Consider the following 18478-nt stretch of genomic DNA (forward strand, 5'->3'; position numbering starts at 1 on the left):
GGGCCTGAGGCGATTGAACGCCCAGGCCCTTTGTTTTTCAACCGAAAGGTCTGATCAGAACACCACGGTCTTGTTGCCGTGCACCAGCACGCGGTCTTCCAGGTGATAGCGCAGGCCACGGGCCAGCACCATCTTCTCGACGTCACGGCCGAAACGCACCATGTCTTCAATGCTGTCGCTGTGGCTGACACGTACCACGTCCTGCTCGATGATCGGGCCGGCATCCAGCTCTTCGGTCACGTAATGGCAAGTCGCACCGATCAGCTTCACGCCACGCATCGAGGCCTGGTGGTACGGTTTGGCACCGACGAACGACGGCAAGAAGCTGTGGTGAATGTTGATGACCTTGTGCGCGTATTCGCGGCACATGTCCGGCGGCAGGATCTGCATGTAGCGCGCCAGCACCACGACTTCGGCGTCGTGCTGTTTGACCAGACGCGATACCTCATCAAAGGCCGGTTGCTTGTCCTGCGGATTGACTGGCACGTGGTAATAAGGAATGCCGTGCCACTCGACCATGCTGCGCAGGTCGTCGTGGTTGGAAATCACGCAGGAGATCTCGCAATCGAGTTCATCGCTGTGCCAGCGATGCAGCAGGTCGGCCAGGCAGTGGGATTCACGGCTGGCCATCAGCACCACGCGTTTTTTCTGCTCGGTGTCGGTGATGCGCCAGTCCATCGAGAACTCTTCGGCGATCGGTGCAAACTTTTCGCGCAATACCTCGATACCGAAAGGCAGGGAATCGGCACGGATTTCGTGACGCATGAAGAACCAGCCAACCTGATTATCCGAGTGGTGGCTCGCTTCGGTGATCCAGCCATTGTGGGCCGCCAGAAAGTTACTGACTTTGGCAACGATGCCAACGCGGTCCGGGCAAGAAATCACCAACCGAAAAGTGCGCATGAGGGGGAAACTCCAGAACTTCGCAAAGGCCGCCATTCTAGCGACTGCGCGGGAAAACTGCAGTAATGATGACCCTCGGAGGCTTACGGCACCCCGTCGCAGCTTTTTTGACGCTCGCGAACGCCAGAATGATGGCGCTGCAATAGCCATGCTTGAACAGCCCTGTGTGAATATCTGTGAAGACTCCATCACAATATTTAACTGAACATTCAATTCAGGGCTTTTCAACGTAACTAATTCAAATAAAAACCCCGGTTAAATGTTTACTTGATGAAACAGCCTGACTATTATTGCAGCACTGTCCCCTGCCATCGCGCACTCCCACATAAGGTAGTAATCATGTCCTTGATCAACGAATATCGTGCCACCGAAGAAGCTATCAAAGAGCTGCAAGCCCGTTTGAAGAACCTGTCGCAAGACGACAAACTGCAAGCCGAGCTGGAATTCGAAGGCAAACTGCGCACACTGATGGGCGAATATTCCAAATCCCTGCGCGACATCATCGCGCTGCTGGATCCAGAGTCCAAAACCAAAGCACCACGTGGCGGCGCAGCCAAAACTACCGGCACCAAGCGTGCTCGCAAAGTTAAACAATACAAAAACCCGCACAACGGCGAAGTCATCGAAACCAAAGGTGGCAACCACAAAACTCTGAAAGAGTGGAAAGCCAAGTGGGGCGGTGACGTGGTTGAAGGCTGGGCTACCCTGCTGGGCTAAGCCACAACCCGTGTCGCAGAGCGCTTCTGTGACATAAAAAAACGCCAGCGAATGCTGGCGTTTTTTATGCCCGGCATTCAAGCGCCGGACATGTTCGATTTCAAAGATCCAAACGTTTGCGCAATGCCTGGACATAGTTCTGCCATTCAACCAGCACCTCGGCCTGCATCGGCGTAGCACTAAGCAGCCATTGCTCCATGGCCTCGGCAAAAGATTTCAAGGTATTAGGCGCGCCCCACTCCGGCTCGGACAAGCGCTGCCGGCAAAAGATTCTCCAGCGCTCTTGCTCTTCGAAATTCAACGTATCGGGAAAGTTACGTGCTCGATATCGAAACAACAATTCAGGCAAACGTTCGTCATCGAACGGCCATTGCTCTCGCGCCAATTGGCCAGGATCGGTCGCCCTCACTTGCTCACATAAACGACGATCACGATCACCGATAAATCCGTCGTACAACTGTTGTTCGGGATCTTCACTCGAGGTGAAATCTTCGCTGGCATAAATCGCCGAGACTTTATCTTTCCAAACTTGTTGTGCGTCACTTAGTCGCAAGGCGCGCGCCTGATACAACGCCATGTCCAGACCCAGGCGCTGCTGATCGTCAGCACGCAACACCGACAATGGCGCCACTACCGGGCACTTGTTGATGTGAATAAGCTTGAGCGGCACCGGTAACTCGTCTTCGGCCAGTTGGTCACGCCGGGTATACAGGCGCTGACGCAATGTTTCGGCATCCAGGTCGAGTAGCCCCTGTGGATCAAGGTGCAGATCACACACGATCAACGCGTTCTTGTTGCGCGGATGCCAGGCCAGCGGCAGCACCACGCCGACATAACTGCGCGCAGCCGAGAAGCGACCGGAAATGTGCACCATCGGCTGCAACAGGCGAATCTGGTCCATCACCTTCTGTTTGCTGCGCAGCTGGAACAGCCAGTCATACAGCTTCGGCTGTTTCTCGCGGATCAATCGGGCCAGGGCAATGGTGGCCCGCACGTCCGACAAGGCTTCGTGCGCGTTGCCGTGATCAATGCCATTGGCAGCGGTCAGGCGTTCGAGCTTGAGCGTCACCCGGCCTTCATCATCGGTCGGCCAGACCAGACCATCGGGGCGCAATGCGTAGGCAGCGCGCACTACATCAATCAGATCCCAGCGACTGTTGCCGCCCTGCCATTCACGGGCATAGGGATCGAAAAAATTGCGGTACAGGCTGTAGCGGGTCATCTCGTCGTCGAAGCGCAGGGTGTTGTATCCCGCGCCGCAGGTGCCGGGGGCGGCGAGCTGAGTATGAACCCGGGTCATGAACTCGGCTTCGCTCAAGCCTTGTTCGGCGAGACGACTCGGCGTGATGCCGGTGATCGCACACGCCGCCGGGTGCGGCACGATGTCTTCGCTGGGCTGGCAGTAGAGATTGACCGGCGCGTCGATTTCGTTGAGTTCGTGGTCGGTGCGGATCCCGGCCACCTGCAACGGGCGGTCGCATCGGGGATTGATGCCGGTGGTTTCGTAGTCGTACCAGAAGATGGAAGTCACGGGCGGTTCCTGAACTGAAGATCGGCAAAGTCTAGGCGTTCAAGCGCCGTCGCGGCCAGCACCGCATCATTCAGTCACCTTTGGTTGAAGGATGTGTATGACATAGTTATGTCGTTTCCCCCCGAGAGACTGCTAGCATCGGACGCACTTGCATCCCGATCCGGCAACATCAGGTAGCCCATGCTCGAGACCACAGCACCGCCAAGGAAAGCATCGCTGGCCCCGCCACTGGACACGCGGCACCAGGTCGAAACGCCGGAGGGCATCGACCTGCCGCTGCGCCCCGCCGGCCTGATGGTGCGCGCCGTGGCATTCACTATCGATCTGGGGTTGCGCGGGCTGCTTCTGGGCCTGCTGCTCATGGTGCTGGCGCTGCTCGGCAAGCTCGGCATCGGCCTGGGCTCACTGTTGCTGTTCGTGGTGAGCTGGTGGTACATGGTGCTGTTCGAAGTACTGCGTCAGGGCCGCTCGCCGGGGAAACAATGGATGGGCCTGCGGGTGGTGCACGACGATGGCACGCCGGTCGGCTGGCCGGCCTCCCTGTTGCGCAACCTGCTGCGCTTTGTCGACCTGATGCCGTTCGGCTATTTCCTCGGTGCGATCAGTTGCCTGCAACACCCGACCTTCAAACGCCTCGGCGACATCGCGGCCGGCACGCTGGTGATCTACAGCGAACGCCCGCTCAAACGTCCGCAATTACCCGATGCCGACCCCCGCCGCTCACCGATCCCGCTGACTCTGACTGAACAACGTGCCCTGCTCGCTTTCGCCGAGCGCCAGAGCGAGCTTTCGACGGCGCGGGTCAATGAACTCGCTGCATTGCTCGCTCAGCCGCTGCACATCAGCGCGCCGAAAGCCGTCGGTGAGCTCAACGGCATCGCTCGCGGCCTGCTGGGGCCGACATGAAGCAAAGCCTTTTCGAATCCCGCCACAAGGCCGAATGGGAGCGTTTCACGCTTGCTCTCGAACGCCTGGAACGCGGCAAGGGCACCTCGCAGGTGGCGGAATTTCCCAAGGCTTATCGGCGCCTCTGCCAGCATCTGGCCCTGGCGCAGGAACGCGGCTACAGCAGTTTTCTGGTCGACTCCCTGCAACAGCAAGTGCTGCGCGGTCATCAACAGCTTTACCGGCATCGCAGCCGGATCGGCGCGAACGTGCCGGGTTTCATCCTGGCCGGGTTTCCACAACTGGTGCGCGCCGAATGGCGCTTCGTGCTGGCCGCCGCCCTGCTGTTCTTCGGCAGCCTGATCGGTTTCGGGGTGCTGGTGTATCTGAGTCCCGAATTGATCTACAGCCTGATCCCGGCCGAGCAGGTCCGCGAGATGCAAAGCATGTACGACCCGGTCGCCGGCCACCTCGGGCGTTCGGCCGAACGCGCGGCGAGCGAAGACTGGGTGATGTTCGGCTACTACATCATGCACAACATCGGCATTGCCTTTCAGACCTTCGCCAGTGGTTTGCTGCTGGGAGTGGGCAGCGCGTTTTTCCTGTTCTACAACGGCCTGATCATCGGCGCGGTGGCCGGGCACCTGAGTGAAATCGGCTTCGGCCAGACCTTCTGGTCATTCGTGATCGGGCACGGGGCATTTGAACTCAGCGCGATTGTTCTGGCCGGCGCGGGGGGGCTGAAACTGGGCTGGGCGTTGATTGCGCCGGGACGCCTTACACGAATCGAGGCGCTGCAGATTGCGGCGCGCCGGAGCATCCTGCTGATCTGTGGCGTGATGCTGTTCCTGTTGATCGCCGCATTTATCGAAGCCTACTGGTCGTCGCGCACCGGGGTTTCGCCGCAGACCAAATACCTGGTCGGCGCCGGGCTCTGGCTCTGCGTGGTGCTCTATCTGCTGTTCGTCGGAAGGTCCCGCCATGCGCCTGAGTGACGCTACCGTGGCAATCCGTCCGCGCACCACCTGGGAAGCCATGGACCTGGGCGTGCTCATGAGCCAGCAACATCGGCGCCTGCTGATGACCAGTTGGGCCATCGTCACCCTGCCGCTGTTCGCGGTGCTCAGCCTGTTGTTGTGGGATTCGCCGTCACTCGCCGTGTTCATCTTCTGGTGGCTGAAACCGGCCTACGAACGCTTGCCGCTGTACATCCTGTCCAAGGCGCTGTTCGGCGAAACACCCACCTTGAAACAGGCCTTGCGCCAATGGCCGCGCCTGCTCAAGCCGCAACTCATCGCCAGCCTGACCTGGCGCCGGTTCAGCCTGAGCCGCAGCTTCCTGCTACCGGTGCTGCAACTCGAAGGCCTCGACGGCACGGCGCGCCAGCAGCGCTTGCAAGTACTGCTGCAACGCAATGCCGGCGCCGCGCAGTGGCTGACGATCATCGGCGTGCATCTGGAAACGGCGCTGTGGATCGGCCTGATGGTGTTGTTCTACCTGCTTCTGCCGCAACAGGTCGAAACCGATTGGGACTGGCAAAGCCTGATCTTCGCGGCCGACCACGAATGGCGCTGGCTGGAGCATCTGACCAATACGTTCTATGCGCTGATCCTGGTGATCTGGGAACCGGTGTATGTCGCCTGCGGGTTCAGCCTGTATCTGAACCGCCGCACCGTCCTCGAAGCCTGGGACATCGAACTGGTGTTCCGCCGCTTGCGCCAGCGTTTGAACAGCAGCGCAATCGGCTTGCTGCTGGTGGTATGTCTGCTGTTGCCGGGGTTGCCCTCAGCCTGGGCTGCCGAACCTGCCACTGCGCCTGATGCACCGCGTCTGTTGAACCAGCCGCTGACCAGCGTGGCGGCCCGCAACAGCATCAAGGCCTTGCTCGAACAACCACCATTTAAGAACAAGGAAACCGTCACCCGTTATCGCTTCGGCGAAGATCCAGCTGCCGCCGAAAAAGCCAGGGAAGGCGAAGCACCGCAATGGTTGAAAACACTGCTCGACTGGCTGAACGGGCGACACCTCGACGGCCTGGCCAAGGCGATCGAAGTCGTGCTGTGGGGCGCGGCGATCGCCGGGGCTGGCTGGCTGATCTGGCGTTATCGGGATTTTCTGCAAACCTTCGGCGGCCGCCGCCCGCATTTGCCCGAGAGGATCAAAAGGCCCTTCCCACAACAAGCCTTCGGTCTGGATCTGCAAATGGAAAGCCTGCCCGATGACATCGCCAGCCACGCGGAACAGCTCTGGCAAACCGAGCCGCGTGCGGCGTTGGGTCTTTTGTACCGGGCACTGCTCTGTCATCTGCTGCACGATTTCAACCTGACCCTGAAACCCGCCGATACCGAAAACGAAGTGCTGGCCCGGATCGAACAGTTGCAGCGTCCGGATCTGCTCGTCTACAGCCGTCACCTCACCGGCCATTGGCAGAACATGGCCTACGGGCACCGCGTACCGGCGGCACATCTGCAACAGGAATTGTGTGATGGCTGGCGCTCCCTGTTCGGCCACGGAGCCGCCCGTTGAACCGGCGCGCGCTCTGGCTTGCGGGCGGTGCGCTGATCGTCGCCCTGCTCGCTGCGCTGGGCATTTATCTGTACCTCAAGGCCACGCCTTACCAGGCCGAGGTCGATCACGGCCCGTCTCCCGCCGCGCAAGCCAACCCTTATCTGGCGGCGGAGATATTTCTGCGCGAGCGCGGGATCGACGTCACCCATGCTGAAAGCCTCGCCGTGTTACCTGAAATCGATCCGCGCCAGCACACGTTGCTGATGTTCAACGACCGCTCGAAAATGACTCCGCGTCAGGTTGACCAGGTATTGAACTGGGCCCGGGCCGGCGGAAGGCTGGTGTTCGTCGCCGAATCGATCTGGGATGAAAAGACCGGCCAGAGCAACGACCTGCTGCTCGACCGCGTGCAACTGCGTCAATCCTTCAGCAAGGATCTCAAGGATCCGCCGCCGGATGCCGCCGAAGACCCGTTCCCGAATCTGACCAAACTCTATCTGGAAGACGAAGACGCACCCGCCTACGCCGGATTCGACACCGCGTTCCACCTCGACGACCCGAAAAACCTCGCCCAGGCCTGGGCCAACAGCGCGAAAGCCACGCACATGATGCAACTGGCTTTCGGCCTCGGCACGATCACCGTGGTCACCGATGCCGATCTGTGGAAAACCCCGGCGATTGCGCAGCACGACAATGCCTGGCTGCTCTGGTACCTCAGCGCCGACACCGCCGTGACCTTGTTGTACAACACCGAACACGACGGTCTGCTGACCCTGCTCTGGTGCTATTTCCCGCAAGCCATTGTCGCCCTGCTGGCGTTGATCGGCTTGTGGCTGTGGCATGTCGGCGTGCGTCACGGCCCGGTGCAGACGCCCGCCCCCAGCGATCGTCGGCAGTTGATGGAACACCTGCGCGCCAGTGCCGCTTTCGTCCTGCGTCACAACGGCCAGCAGACCTTGCTGCAAACTTTGCAGCAGGACCTCCTGCGCCGTGCCCGTCACCGTCATCCCGGTTTCGACCAACTGAATGTCGCCGAACAATGGCTGGTTCTGTCGCGCCTGACCCGCCAACCAACCCGTGCCATCAGCCAGGCCCTGAGCCCGGCACCGAACCGACGAATGTCCAGAGCCGAATTCTGCCGTCAGGTCGCCCACCTGCAAGCCTTGAGGAACACGCTATGACCGAACACATCGAACCCGGCTCACCCAGCCACGTGGCCCAGCAACGCCAGCGCGCCAGCCAGTTGGCCCAAGCGGTGCGCGGCGAATTGCAGAAGGCGCTGATCGGCCAGAACCCGGTGATCGACGATGTGCTGACCGCGCTGATCGCCGGCGGTCACGTGCTGCTCGAAGGCGTTCCCGGCCTCGGCAAAACCCTGCTGGTTCGCGCCCTGGCAAAATGCTTCGGTGGCGAGTTCGCGCGCATTCAGTTCACCCCGGACCTGATGCCCAGCGACGTCACCGGCCACGCGGTCTACGATCTGCAGACCGAGCAATTCAAACTGCGCAAAGGCCCGTTGTTCACCCACCTGTTGCTGGCCGACGAGATCAACCGCGCCCCGGCCAAGACGCAAGCCGCCCTGCTCGAAGCGATGCAGGAACGTCAGGTCACCCTCGAAGGCCGTGCCCTGCCGATCGCCCAACCGTTCATGGTGCTCGCCACGCAAAACCCGATCGAACAGGAAGGCACTTATCCTCTACCGGAAGCCGAACTCGACCGTTTCATGCTCAAGGTGCGCATGGATTACCCCGACGCCGACCAGGAGCTGGACATGGTGCGTCAGGTCAGCCGCTCGACCCGCGCCGACATGCTCGATGTGCAACCGCTGCGCACCGTGTTGCAGGCCAAGGACGTGCAGGCCCTGCAACGCATCGCCAGCGATCTGCCGCTGGACGATCAGGTACTCGATTACGCCGTACGCCTGGCGCGCAGCACCCGCACCTGGCCGGGGCTGACCCTCGGCGCCGGGCCACGGGCCTCAATCGCACTGGTCCGTTGCGCCCGCGCCCGCGCCCTGTTGCGCGGCGGCGAATTCGTGATTCCCGACGACATCAAGGGTTGCGCACTGGCGGTCTTGCGCCATCGTGTACGCCTTGCACCGGAGCTGGACATCGAAGGGCTGCAAGTCGATCAAGTCCTTCAGCAATTGCTCGACCAGATCCCGGCGCCGCGCCTGTGAAACCCTCGCGCCTGCTGTTAATTTGGCTGGCGCTCCTGCTGGCCATCGGCATTGTGCTGGGCGCTTTGCAGGCGCTGGACGTCGAGGTGCCTGCGAGTCTGCTGTCGATCAACTGGGGATTGTTGCTGGCGCTGTTTGCACTGAGCCTGCTGGACGCGCTGCGCCTCAGGCGCCTGCCGTCGCCTCGGGTACACCGACAAATGCCCGGCAGCCTGGCACTCGGTCGTTGGAGCGAAGTGCGGCTGGAGGTCGAACACGACTTCCCGCAACCACTGAAGATTCAAATCTTCGATCACATCCCCGATGGCCTGGACTTTGAAAACCTGCCGCTCGCCACCGAGCTGCAACCCGGCCAGCGCAGCCTGATCGGCTATCGCCTGCGCCCGCTCAAGCGCGGCCACTTCTGCTTCGAAACCTGCGAGCTCAACCTGCCGAGCCCCTTCGGCCTGTGGTCCGGCAAACGCCTGCTGAACATCCCCGACCAGACCCGCGTCTACCCCGACTTCGCCCGCCTCTACGGCGGCCAACTGCTGGCGGTCGACAACTGGCTGAACCGGCTCGGCGTGCGCCAGCGCCAACGCCGAGGCCAGGGAATGGAATTTCACCAACTACGAGAGTTTCGCGAAGGCGACAGCCTGCGCCAGATCGACTGGAAAGCCACCGCCCGCCATCGCACACCGATTGCCCGGGAGTACGAAGACGAGCGGGATCAACAGATTGTTTTCATGCTCGATTGCGGGCGGCAGATGCGCAGTCAGGATGGGGACCTGTCGCATTTCGATCATGCGTTGAATGCGTGTCTGCTGTTGAGTCATGTGGCGTTGCGGCAGGGGGATGCGGTGGGATTCATGACCTTTGCCAGTGATCAGCCGCGATTTATTGCACCGATCAAAGGTGCGGGGCAGCTCAAGGTGTTGCTCAACGGTGTTTACGATCTGGATAGCACCCGGCGTTCGGCGGATTATCCGGCGGCGGTGAATCAGTTGCTGGCGAGGCAGAAGCGGCGGGCGCTGGTGGTGTTGGTGACCAATGTGCGGGATAAGGATGATGAAGAACTGCTGAGTGCTGTCATACGTTTGAACCAGCAACACCGCGTTCTGGTTGCAAGCCTGCACGAGGAAGCACTTGAAGACGTGCGGGACAAATCCGTACAAACCTTGCCAGAAGCACTGGCGTACTGCGGGACGGTGGAATACATCAATTACCGGGCCGGGCTCCATGAGCAGTTGATTACTCATGGTGTGCCGGCGCTGGACATTCGACCATCGAAACTCGGAGCCGAATTGGTATCGCGGTATCTGGCTTGGAAAAAAAGCGGAACGCTCTAGAGCGCCGCTCAGTTATCCAGAACGGTTACAGAGACACCTTGACTGACAGACGTGCCTCCAGGGTTGTCGACCTTGATGAAAAGGGACACCTGCTCCGTGGAGGATAGCGGTTTCCATCCATACTCGAATTCTCCCTTCGAATCGGTTTTCGACTCAATGAATGGCGCCCCGTTTCTGGACACCATTATTTTCCGGTCTGGCATGGGGAGCCGGGATCTGGTTCCTACGATCCGCGCTTTCAGCGTGAGCCAATTGTTCACATAAACCGGATCGGGCACGGCGGTGACAGACTCGATATCCGCATGATCGGGAGAATCAAGTGGATCAAGAACCTCGTAATTCAAGGTTTTCGATCCGCCGAAACCTTCCTGGGCATTGACAACCAACTGATGCAGGCCCTCAACCGTAGGCGTCACCTTCATTTCTGCCAGCCCATTTTCATTGGTCATGGAGGTTTGCGACTGAAGAGTCGGGAAACGCCACTTAACCGTAACACCAGGCGCAACGCCCCCTTGTTGCTCATAGATCACTCGGGCTTGTGCTGTCATGGTCTCCCCCAGCCAAAATCTGGTTTTGTCACTGGCCAGCTCTGCAACGACCATCTCATCCGGCGGGGCTGACAGTATCAGCGACTTCACACTGCTACCGGCCAGACCGCTTCGAACCGATGCGATCAATCGGGTTTCACCTGGCACCATCCAGAACTCGATTGTCGCCTTGCCTTGAGCATCGGTGAATATCGAAGGTAATGTTTGTCCGCCCTGCCGCCAGCCCACCTCGATCCCTGACAGCGCCTTCCCGCTGAGAGCCGAAACCACGAAAACATGCGCCGACACTTTTTGACCGGGATTTCCACTCGACGCATCAACGACCAACTCTTCAATCTGGCACGGTTCGCTCATTGAATAACGAAAGTTGACTGACGCCGAATCAGCGCCGCCCGCAACAGAAGCGATGACGATACCTGGCCCCGTTATTCCGGGAACGAAGCTGATCCGAGCGACACCCCGATAGTTGGTGGAAGTCACCCTCGTTTCCTGCTCCGACAACTCCCACTGGATCGGTAAACCTCTCATGGCCTTGCCAGTCAACGCATCGGTTACGGTGACTTCAGTGATCACGGCAGCTCTCCAATCAACGACCTGAAGCAGTGTGCTAGTCGCAGCAATGTTGGCGACAAGAGCTCGACTTCCCAAAGACAGGTGCTGCACAGGAGATCGATCCAACAAACGAGAGGCAGCCACCTGGAGAGACACACTGGCGTCCTTTACATCACCATCCTTGAACTCAAAATCCAGCCCCTGCCCATCCAATGCGTGGAATTCACCCAACTCCCGATTGAATTTGAGCCCGATTTCACTCCGGCCGGGATTAACCAGCCCCAGCGCTAACTGTTGATTGAGCAACGGGCTGCCATCCCTCGCTAAAAGACGGAAACCGAAATCTTCACCGCGTCTCGGAAACAACGCCGCAACTGCCCACGGATACCCCTGTGAAGCGCTCACGAAAACCTCCAGATCCTTCCAGGGATCCGTTGCGAGGGCACTGAGCTGCGCCCCGGTTTCCGCCGTTGACCCATCGTAAGGATTCGAAGCAACAACAGTAATGGGGCTTATACCGGCCTGACTCGGCAGAACATCGTGCCGCGCCCAGCCATCGGCTTCTGTCTGTATGGAAACAGGTTCGGCACTTCCGACTCGTAACGTGAGCTCTGCATTCTCTACCGGCTGATCCGTGAACGCCGACCCCATCCGAAACTCGACCCGGGCACGCTCACCTTTGCTCATGACAGGATCAATGGCCGGACCGCGCGAGGCCAGAATCTTGAGTTTGTTATGGCCCAGCATCAATCGAGTCTGCACCGTCAGCGGCTCCCCACCGATCTCAATGGTAGCGGTCTGAATCATCTCGACACCGACAGTGCTGTCGGTAAAGTCCAGTTGCCTACGGGCGCCGCCCGCCGCCATGAAGACATCTTCACTCAGTGGTGGACTGACTTTCATTCCCGGTGCCAATGGTGTGATGGCCATTTTCACAGGCAGTCCATGCAACGCACTGACCCCTTTTGGCATAAGCGCGGATGTGTGGGAGGCCCCAAGGCAGGGGTGCACCGCGTCAGTACCCGGCTCAGCCGAAACATGATCAAGCATCACCCGGAGTTCGTTCGCGAGATCGCTGCCCAGCAGCCTGGCGGGAAGCTCGTATACTTCCGGCGAATCGGAACTGCTGAACGCCAAAGTCGAGAGTCCACTGCCGACAGTGCCTGAATCGATCGCCCACTCAAGACCCAATTCACTCATCACTCGAGCGTCACCGGCTTCCGGATCCAGCTGAAGTCCCGGTAGAGGGGGCGTATTCCCATTCCAGTCCAATGCAATCGACTTGCCGATAAAGCGGCTATTCGCGACAGGATCAATACGCAATCTGTGTACTTTGCCATGTCGGCAAATCACCCCTTGAATGACCCGGTCAATCGGTTCCCCGTCCAGAGAGACATTGACCTGCCCTTTCCATGCGCTGGTGGGCAACGCCTTGACGGCGAATGAATGCTCCTCCACAGGCGCGTCTTCGTGGCGCTGCACCCGTGCGACGATCACGTAATCACCCGCATTGGCCGGCGTGTGATCCACGCTCCCCCAGCCATCCACACCCGTGAAAGACTTGACCGTTCCGGTTGGTGTCACAAACTCTACTTCAGCGTTGCTGACAGGTCGTCCATCACTCGTTTGCACCTTCACCATGCACGTCACAACGTCGCCTTCGTCCACCACCGGCAACTTGCTCGGCCCCCAGGTGTCGCCGATCACGACTCTGTTGTAAGCCAGCGACATGGCATTGCTACGGGATAGATGCTGCAGCCTGGAACAACCAAGGGTCCAGCCAAATACGCCGTCGCGCTTGTCCTCGAAGTTCGTTGTCCAGAGAACTGTACCGCCCACAACAGGCGCTGGAGCCCCAAAATCCGGTTGAGCAGTTGCCCCCACGTCCGCTTGAGGATCACCATTTGCCCAGTTCAGGAAAAACCTGGCGGCGCTCAGAGGATGTTCCGCCGGAATATCCAGATTGACAGGGAATGGCTCACCGCGCTCCGGATAGCGAGTTTTCGCCCCCCAAAGGGCCGGGGGCCCGCCATTGAACCGAGCCTGTAAGGTTTTGAACGGATCACTCGCAAACGCTCGAACCTCGAATGTATTCGTCGCTTCGCCATTGTCGGACAAAAGACTGGCCACCGAAGCGACAATCCTGCTTACCCCCTCCTCGGTTGGCGTGTAAATAAACGTCGACCGGCCTTGAGCATCGGTAGGGCCCCGGTGCAAAACCTTCTCCCCTTTGCTGTCTTCCCGCCAGATCACCTCACTCTCCACCGGTGTGTGGGTATAGGAGGATCTGGCCTGAACCTGCAGCTCCACCGATTGGTTGTACTCGATGACCGGATCCGTCTCGGCCTGTTTGAGCGCCAGCAACTCCAGGAGATGGTGCCCCCAGGAAACCAACAGTGAATACGCTGGCGCCGAGTATTTGCTGTAAATCTTTGCTTTCAGTTCATAAGGTTCTTTGCCTGTCGGCTCCGGACAATCCAGCAGCCAGTCCAGATTGATGCTCTGAGATTTCCCCAACTCGGGCTCAGCGGTAATGGCCTCCAGCGGGTTATCGTCCAGCCACAGGCTGGCCTCGAGACTTTTCCAGACACTCTGCGGCTCAACCACAAAAGAAACCCTGTGACGTTGATCACCGGTAGCACCCAGGCAGACCGGCAAAACACTGCCCGAGCCGAATACCCTGCCATCATTGATGACTGCCTCCAACGTCAACGCCGGAAGATTCAGTTTTATTTCTATTCCGGTCAGACGGATTTCCGCAGAGCTGGGGTCACCCGCAGCCCTCGCCGGGCTGCTCATATTGATCTCCAGTTCATCACCTGCTCGTAAACCCAACGCTTCCGGCAAATCCTTCTGAATTTCGGTCAGATCAACCGCCAAAGAGTCGGCATCCCGCAACTCTGCCTTCGCCGGCAATTGGATTTCCAGCTTTTCGTCACTGCCCTTTTTATTGAGCACCAGCAGTGCGGCGGATGACAAATAGGTGTTCTCGTAGAGAACACGCAGGCTATAACGAGCCTCAGCCTGCTGTCCGATCGGCACGATCATCCTCTGCCGAACCGCCGCGCGATGGGTGAGTGTCATGATCGATACGATTTTGTCTCCCCACCTGTCGGTTCGGATAGCGACACCGCCCGGATTGAGCACATCATCCCAGGCGGTGTAGCCCTCGGTCATATTGCCGTTCTTCACTAAGTTGTGATCCGTATCGATGCTTCTCTCGCTCATGATTGCGTCCCCTTGGACTCGACCTTGCGCTCAGCCTCGTTAACCAGCTCCTGCACTTTTTTGGAAAAAGCCAGATCCCCGACCTTGGCGGTGTAAAACACCTTGATCACGATATCGGTCAGCGACAGCAGCATCGGCTCTTGCTTCAGATGCCAGGGAAATACCATCTGCCAGCGCGATACGGCACCGGTGTTTTCGAACGGCAGCGTCATGCCTTCGTCAGCGCTGAGAGAGACAATGCCCATGTCGTCCAGCCCAGAGGACAGGGAAACCTGCTGCCCGCTGCTCAGGTTGATCAGCACATCGACCGGCGCCACACCCTCTCCGGAGTGCAGATACTCCAGCGATTCGCTCGATGGTTTTGTGGCGATATAGCTGCCGACCTGTATCAGGTTCGCCACCACATTTTCGAAAGGCCCGGTGAGCACTGGCAAGGTGACTTCAACGCGAAGAATCTGACGACAGTAATGGTCGTGGTAGTCGCGGTCGAACAGCAGCTGGGTAAGCTCGAAATCCAGTGTGCCCGTCGCCAGCAAGTGATCCAGCGCTTCCGTCCAGTTGTCAAAGCCCTTCTGCCGGGTCGCAGGATCATCGAACAGCTGTTGCAGTGAAACGGTCTTGACGATCTCCTGGCGTCGCTCATTACGTTGCAGATATTCCGACCGCATTCGCAAAAGACTGGCCTGCAATGTCGCGCCAGCCGTCAAGCCGCGCCGCTGGTCGCGCCAGACATCGATGTCCAGTTGATAAGCGTCGAACTCACAGGTTTCCGCTCGCAAGGCTGCCTGAGCGCTCAGGCACAGTGCAACAGCGGCGTCATACGCCTGAAAGTGCAAGGTTTGCACTTGCCCCATCAGCCACTGGTAAAGCTCCTGATTGGTCGCTCGGGTCTGCAGGAACTCGAACAGTTTGAACGCCTGGTCATTCGCGGCAAGGGTGTGTTCCAGATTGATCCTTGCTGCATTGATGGCCCGTTCCTGGCCATTAATCTGGGCACTGAGCGCATCTTTTTCAGTAATCGCCTGATTGCGCAGCAACCGCCATTCCTCTCGGCGACGACGATAGCTTTCGGAGTTGGCTGTCTTATCAGCTTTGGCGCGCTGGACGTCCGCGCCAATCTGGAAGGCAAACCCCAGCGCACTTAACAGGTGACCTGGCTCTTGACCGCCATTGGCCGTACCCCAGATTTTGGGGAACGCATGGACAACCGCCGCCCCCATTTGAAAGCCGGTGGCCAGAGAAGCGAGGCCAGAAGCAGCCTCGAGATATTCCATGACTTGGGACTCATCAGGTGAAATGTGTTTTTCGTACAGATCGGCGTAATGCAGCTCACGCTCTTCGGCCATGGTTCTGCTGTGTTGCAGCGCCGTAAGGCTCTCGACCTCACGTGCTATGGATTCTTCCTGTGCCCGACGAGCGAATTCGCCAAGCTCAGTCAAATGGCGTTGCTGCAACGTCTCCTGCTGGACACGATCCTGATGTTCAAGCAGACGCTGCACTTCGTTCCCCAGCTCCTGCAGGTGCTGCACCATCTGCAACGCTGCATCGAACAGTACGTTCCAGCGACAGACCGCCACTCGTAACTGCCCGCCCATCGGTCGCACCGGTCCCGCGTTACCGGCTGCCAGCCGGCTCAACAACTCCCTTGGATCCATGGCGGTGAATAGAGGGATGGATGCAAGCTTGCCGTCGATTGTCCGACCATGACGAATGTTGTCGATACGCTGACCAGGCAGATCATAGAGTCTCAGCAAACGCGAACTGACCGGGAGCTTGAAAGAAGACGTGCCGATTACATTCGGACACCGAGTGCGTGCAGCCCTGACCGGCAACTCCTCCGCCCGCAACCGCAAAGTCTTTTCAAACTCCGCGAGGGCCGGTCGGGTCAACATTTCCTTCACGAGGTCACCGAGCTCTTTGGGTTCCCAGCGATTGACGCTACGTGTATCCGGACTGGCGCCCATCAGCGACCTGGCCCGGACATACTGCAGCTTGGCGGCCGTCAGGCTGTCTCGCGTCATCTGGCGAAAGAGCCAGTCGCCCCAGGCGATGCAGTTGTTTACGTAGTCGAGGAAAACCACGATCTTGTAATGCCAGGGCGATGAATAGGCAATGGCATCCGGATCCCCCGGTGCGAAGGCTTCATGGGCGATGTCGGTTTTTTTCACGTCCAGGGGCCGGCAACCCCAGTATGGCGGTTTTGCCGGGACATCACCCTCCGCCGGTTTCGCAGGCTCCTGAGGATTGAATAGGCAATGCAGCCAGCGCTGGGCCGCTTCAAAACGGTTCTCGTCACGCAGCCGGGCGGCAATCAGGTGGGGCAAGTGAAAAAACAGCTCCCAGAAAAACAGACCATTGGCGCCATCGAACGGGCCGTTCGGCTCGATTTCGTTTTCAGGCAGAGGCGATTCCTTCGGAAACTGCGTCGCCCAGTCAAGCAATGCCCAGATCGATACACTGGAACGCAGCACCAGTTCGTGCCCGATCAACGTATTGAGCCGGACGTATTTCAATTGCAAAACGGTTGCCGGTTGGTTGAAGGCCAGAAACTGGGCGCCCTTCGTATCGGTGTCATGGATATATGGCAGGGGTCCATGCTCACCGAGCGTGGCGGGGACCGTCAGGACGAGGGTTCGCTCACCGTAGTTTGCGGCACCTGTCAACGTCACGGTGATCGTGATGCTGTTGAACGTCGACCGCTTGATTTCCAGCCATTTCGTTGCCCATCCGCCGGAGGACGGGTACTTTTCAGTCAATGGCTGAGGGTCGCTACCAGTGGAAAACTTGACGGCCAGCGTGAAATCTATCCCTGTGCCATCGCCATGTGAGACGTGAGCACAATACCCCTGAACCCAGAGCGAGTGTTCGGCAGGGCTGTTACGCACGATATAAGCCTTGATCCCCAAAAACTCCACCAGCGTGCCGGAGTTGGTGATCTGGCTGTCAACAGCCGGAAACAACTGCGGCCGCATTTTTTGCTGAAGCGTACGGCGCTCGACAAACAAGTGATTGGCCAGGTAATCCATGACCGCCGTTTCGTCCTTCACTTTGCGAAACAGCGAGTCACGGGTTTCATAGATCGCGACAGACTGCGCTGACGACGTACCAACTTTGGGCTGGACATTGGTCACATGCACCGCCAGCCGGCCCTTGGGATACTCGGTATCGATCTCATCACGCAGAATCACCGCGACCAACCGGCACCCCTTCGACACGTCCTTGTCAGTCTGCAGCAGATGCAAGCGAATGGGTGGCGACCAGCTGTCGTCCAGCGCAATGAACGCCACCATGACCTCCAGCTCGTGGGGGCGTTGCATCTCACCTGTTTTATCGAAAAGACCCTCACGCCATTGGACCCAGACCATGCATGACCGGCCCTCCCAAAAGACCATCCGACAGTCCAGCACGGTGTCATCGGTGGGGATGTCGGCAGACTTCCACTCACCCCATGCCGTCGGATTGACCGATGGCGAATCGACAGCGAGGTCGATGTTCGCTTCACGCCAGAACCAGCCAAAAGGCGCAATGCGTTGTCTGCCCACCAGGTAATAACGCGCCTTCCACGGATCGGCACCGTCCAGATAACCGGTCGAGACATTCATATTGCAGGTTTCTTCAAAGCTGCGCAGGTAACGCTGCACGCCCTTGAGCACCGAATCGTCAGTGATCGAGGTCTGATTCACATAACTCTCAAGAGCCCTGAACAATCCGGTTTTTCGGATGCGCACATAAGGCGTGATGGATTCCTCAGGCATGCACACCAGCAGCGTGCTTGCCGACCACGACCCGTAACTGCGGGCGAGGTCCCACTCTTGCAGAAGGCCAGGATCGAACTCCCGCCCGTCGTACCCCGGTTCGAGTTTCTGGAACACCGCATGAATGTAAGCCTGCAAACAGCTCACGGCCTCCGCCACCCACGAGGTTTCAATCTCGTCGCTGTCCAGCGGGTCGGAGCGCAGCCATTCCCAGAGGTCATCCGCCGATTGGGTATTCATCGGAAAGGGATGATTGGCCTTCTCATGCTTTGCGTGAAGACAGAAATCAATCAACGCATTGCGACGCAGGGCTGACAGCTCACCTGAAGTTTTATTGAGCATCA

General features: G+C 58.9%; 11 protein-coding genes. 7 read left to right on the forward strand and 4 right to left on the reverse strand.

Annotated features, from left to right (window positions below; genetic code table 11):
* Nucleotides 1–54: 54 nt before the first annotated feature.
* Nucleotides 55–903 (reverse strand): formyltetrahydrofolate deformylase, encoded by an 849-nt coding sequence (purU, locus tag QLG12_RS01070; RefSeq protein ID WP_011335666.1) that lies wholly within the window; start codon nt 901–903, stop codon nt 55–57.
* A gap of 339 nt (nt 904–1242) precedes the next feature.
* On the opposite strand from purU, the gene mvaT reads away from it, so the two are divergent.
* Nucleotides 1243–1620 carry a histone-like nucleoid-structuring protein MvaT gene (mvaT, locus tag QLG12_RS01075; protein WP_007951234.1) on the forward strand — a complete coding sequence of 126 codons (378 nt, stop codon included), beginning with the start codon at nt 1243–1245 and terminating at the stop codon, nt 1618–1620.
* Nucleotides 1621–1720: 100 nt separating this feature from the next.
* Here the strand turns inward: mvaT and sbcB are convergent, their stop codons facing one another.
* Complete coding sequence (sbcB, locus tag QLG12_RS01080) at nt 1721–3151, reverse strand: exodeoxyribonuclease I (protein ID WP_236193625.1); 1431 nt, start codon at nt 3149–3151, stop codon at nt 1721–1723.
* 180 nt (nt 3152–3331) lie between these two features.
* Between sbcB and QLG12_RS01085 the strand changes: the two genes are divergently transcribed.
* From QLG12_RS01085 to QLG12_RS01110, 6 genes are read left to right on the forward strand one after another with little or no spacing between them, the layout of a single operon-like run.
* Entirely contained in the window at nt 3332–4057 is a 726-nt protein-coding gene (locus tag QLG12_RS01085; RefSeq protein ID WP_282473738.1) for an RDD family protein, read from the forward strand.
* On the forward strand, nt 4054–5031 hold the full coding sequence (locus QLG12_RS01090) for a stage II sporulation protein M (RefSeq protein WP_282473739.1): 978 nt from the start codon (nt 4054–4056) through the stop codon (nt 5029–5031). The genes QLG12_RS01085 and QLG12_RS01090 overlap by 4 nt, the downstream gene beginning before the upstream one ends.
* Nucleotides 5018–6562, forward strand: a complete 1545-nt coding sequence (locus QLG12_RS01095; RefSeq protein ID WP_282473740.1) for a DUF4129 domain-containing protein — start codon at nt 5018–5020, stop codon at nt 6560–6562. Before QLG12_RS01090 ends, QLG12_RS01095 begins: the two co-directional genes overlap by 14 nt.
* A complete protein-coding gene (locus QLG12_RS01100; RefSeq protein ID WP_282473741.1) occupies nt 6559–7725 on the forward strand; it encodes a DUF4350 domain-containing protein in 1167 nt (388 codons plus the stop codon). Before QLG12_RS01095 ends, QLG12_RS01100 begins: the two co-directional genes overlap by 4 nt.
* The gene (locus QLG12_RS01105) at nt 7722–8723 is read left to right on the forward strand and encodes a MoxR family ATPase (protein WP_197870351.1); all 1002 of its coding nucleotides are present in this window, start codon (nt 7722–7724) and stop codon (nt 8721–8723) included. Before QLG12_RS01100 ends, QLG12_RS01105 begins: the two co-directional genes overlap by 4 nt.
* Nucleotides 8720–10051 carry a DUF58 domain-containing protein gene (locus QLG12_RS01110; protein WP_197870349.1) on the forward strand — a complete coding sequence of 444 codons (1332 nt, stop codon included), beginning with the start codon at nt 8720–8722 and terminating at the stop codon, nt 10049–10051. The genes QLG12_RS01105 and QLG12_RS01110 overlap by 4 nt, the downstream gene beginning before the upstream one ends.
* Nucleotides 10052–10059: 8 nt before the next feature.
* On the opposite strand, the gene QLG12_RS01115 is transcribed toward QLG12_RS01110, so the two are convergent.
* On the reverse strand, nt 10060–14379 hold the full coding sequence (locus QLG12_RS01115; RefSeq protein ID WP_282473742.1) for a hypothetical protein: 4320 nt from the start codon (nt 14377–14379) through the stop codon (nt 10060–10062).
* Nucleotides 14376–18476 carry a neuraminidase-like domain-containing protein gene (locus QLG12_RS01120; RefSeq protein WP_197870345.1) on the reverse strand — a complete coding sequence of 1367 codons (4101 nt, stop codon included), beginning with the start codon at nt 18474–18476 and terminating at the stop codon, nt 14376–14378. The genes QLG12_RS01115 and QLG12_RS01120 overlap by 4 nt, the downstream gene beginning before the upstream one ends.
* Nucleotides 18477–18478 lie beyond the last annotated feature (2 nt).

This window comes from Pseudomonas sp. V88_4, from assembly GCF_029967985.1.
GTDB classification, from domain to species: domain Bacteria; phylum Pseudomonadota; class Gammaproteobacteria; order Pseudomonadales; family Pseudomonadaceae; genus Aquipseudomonas; species Aquipseudomonas glycinae.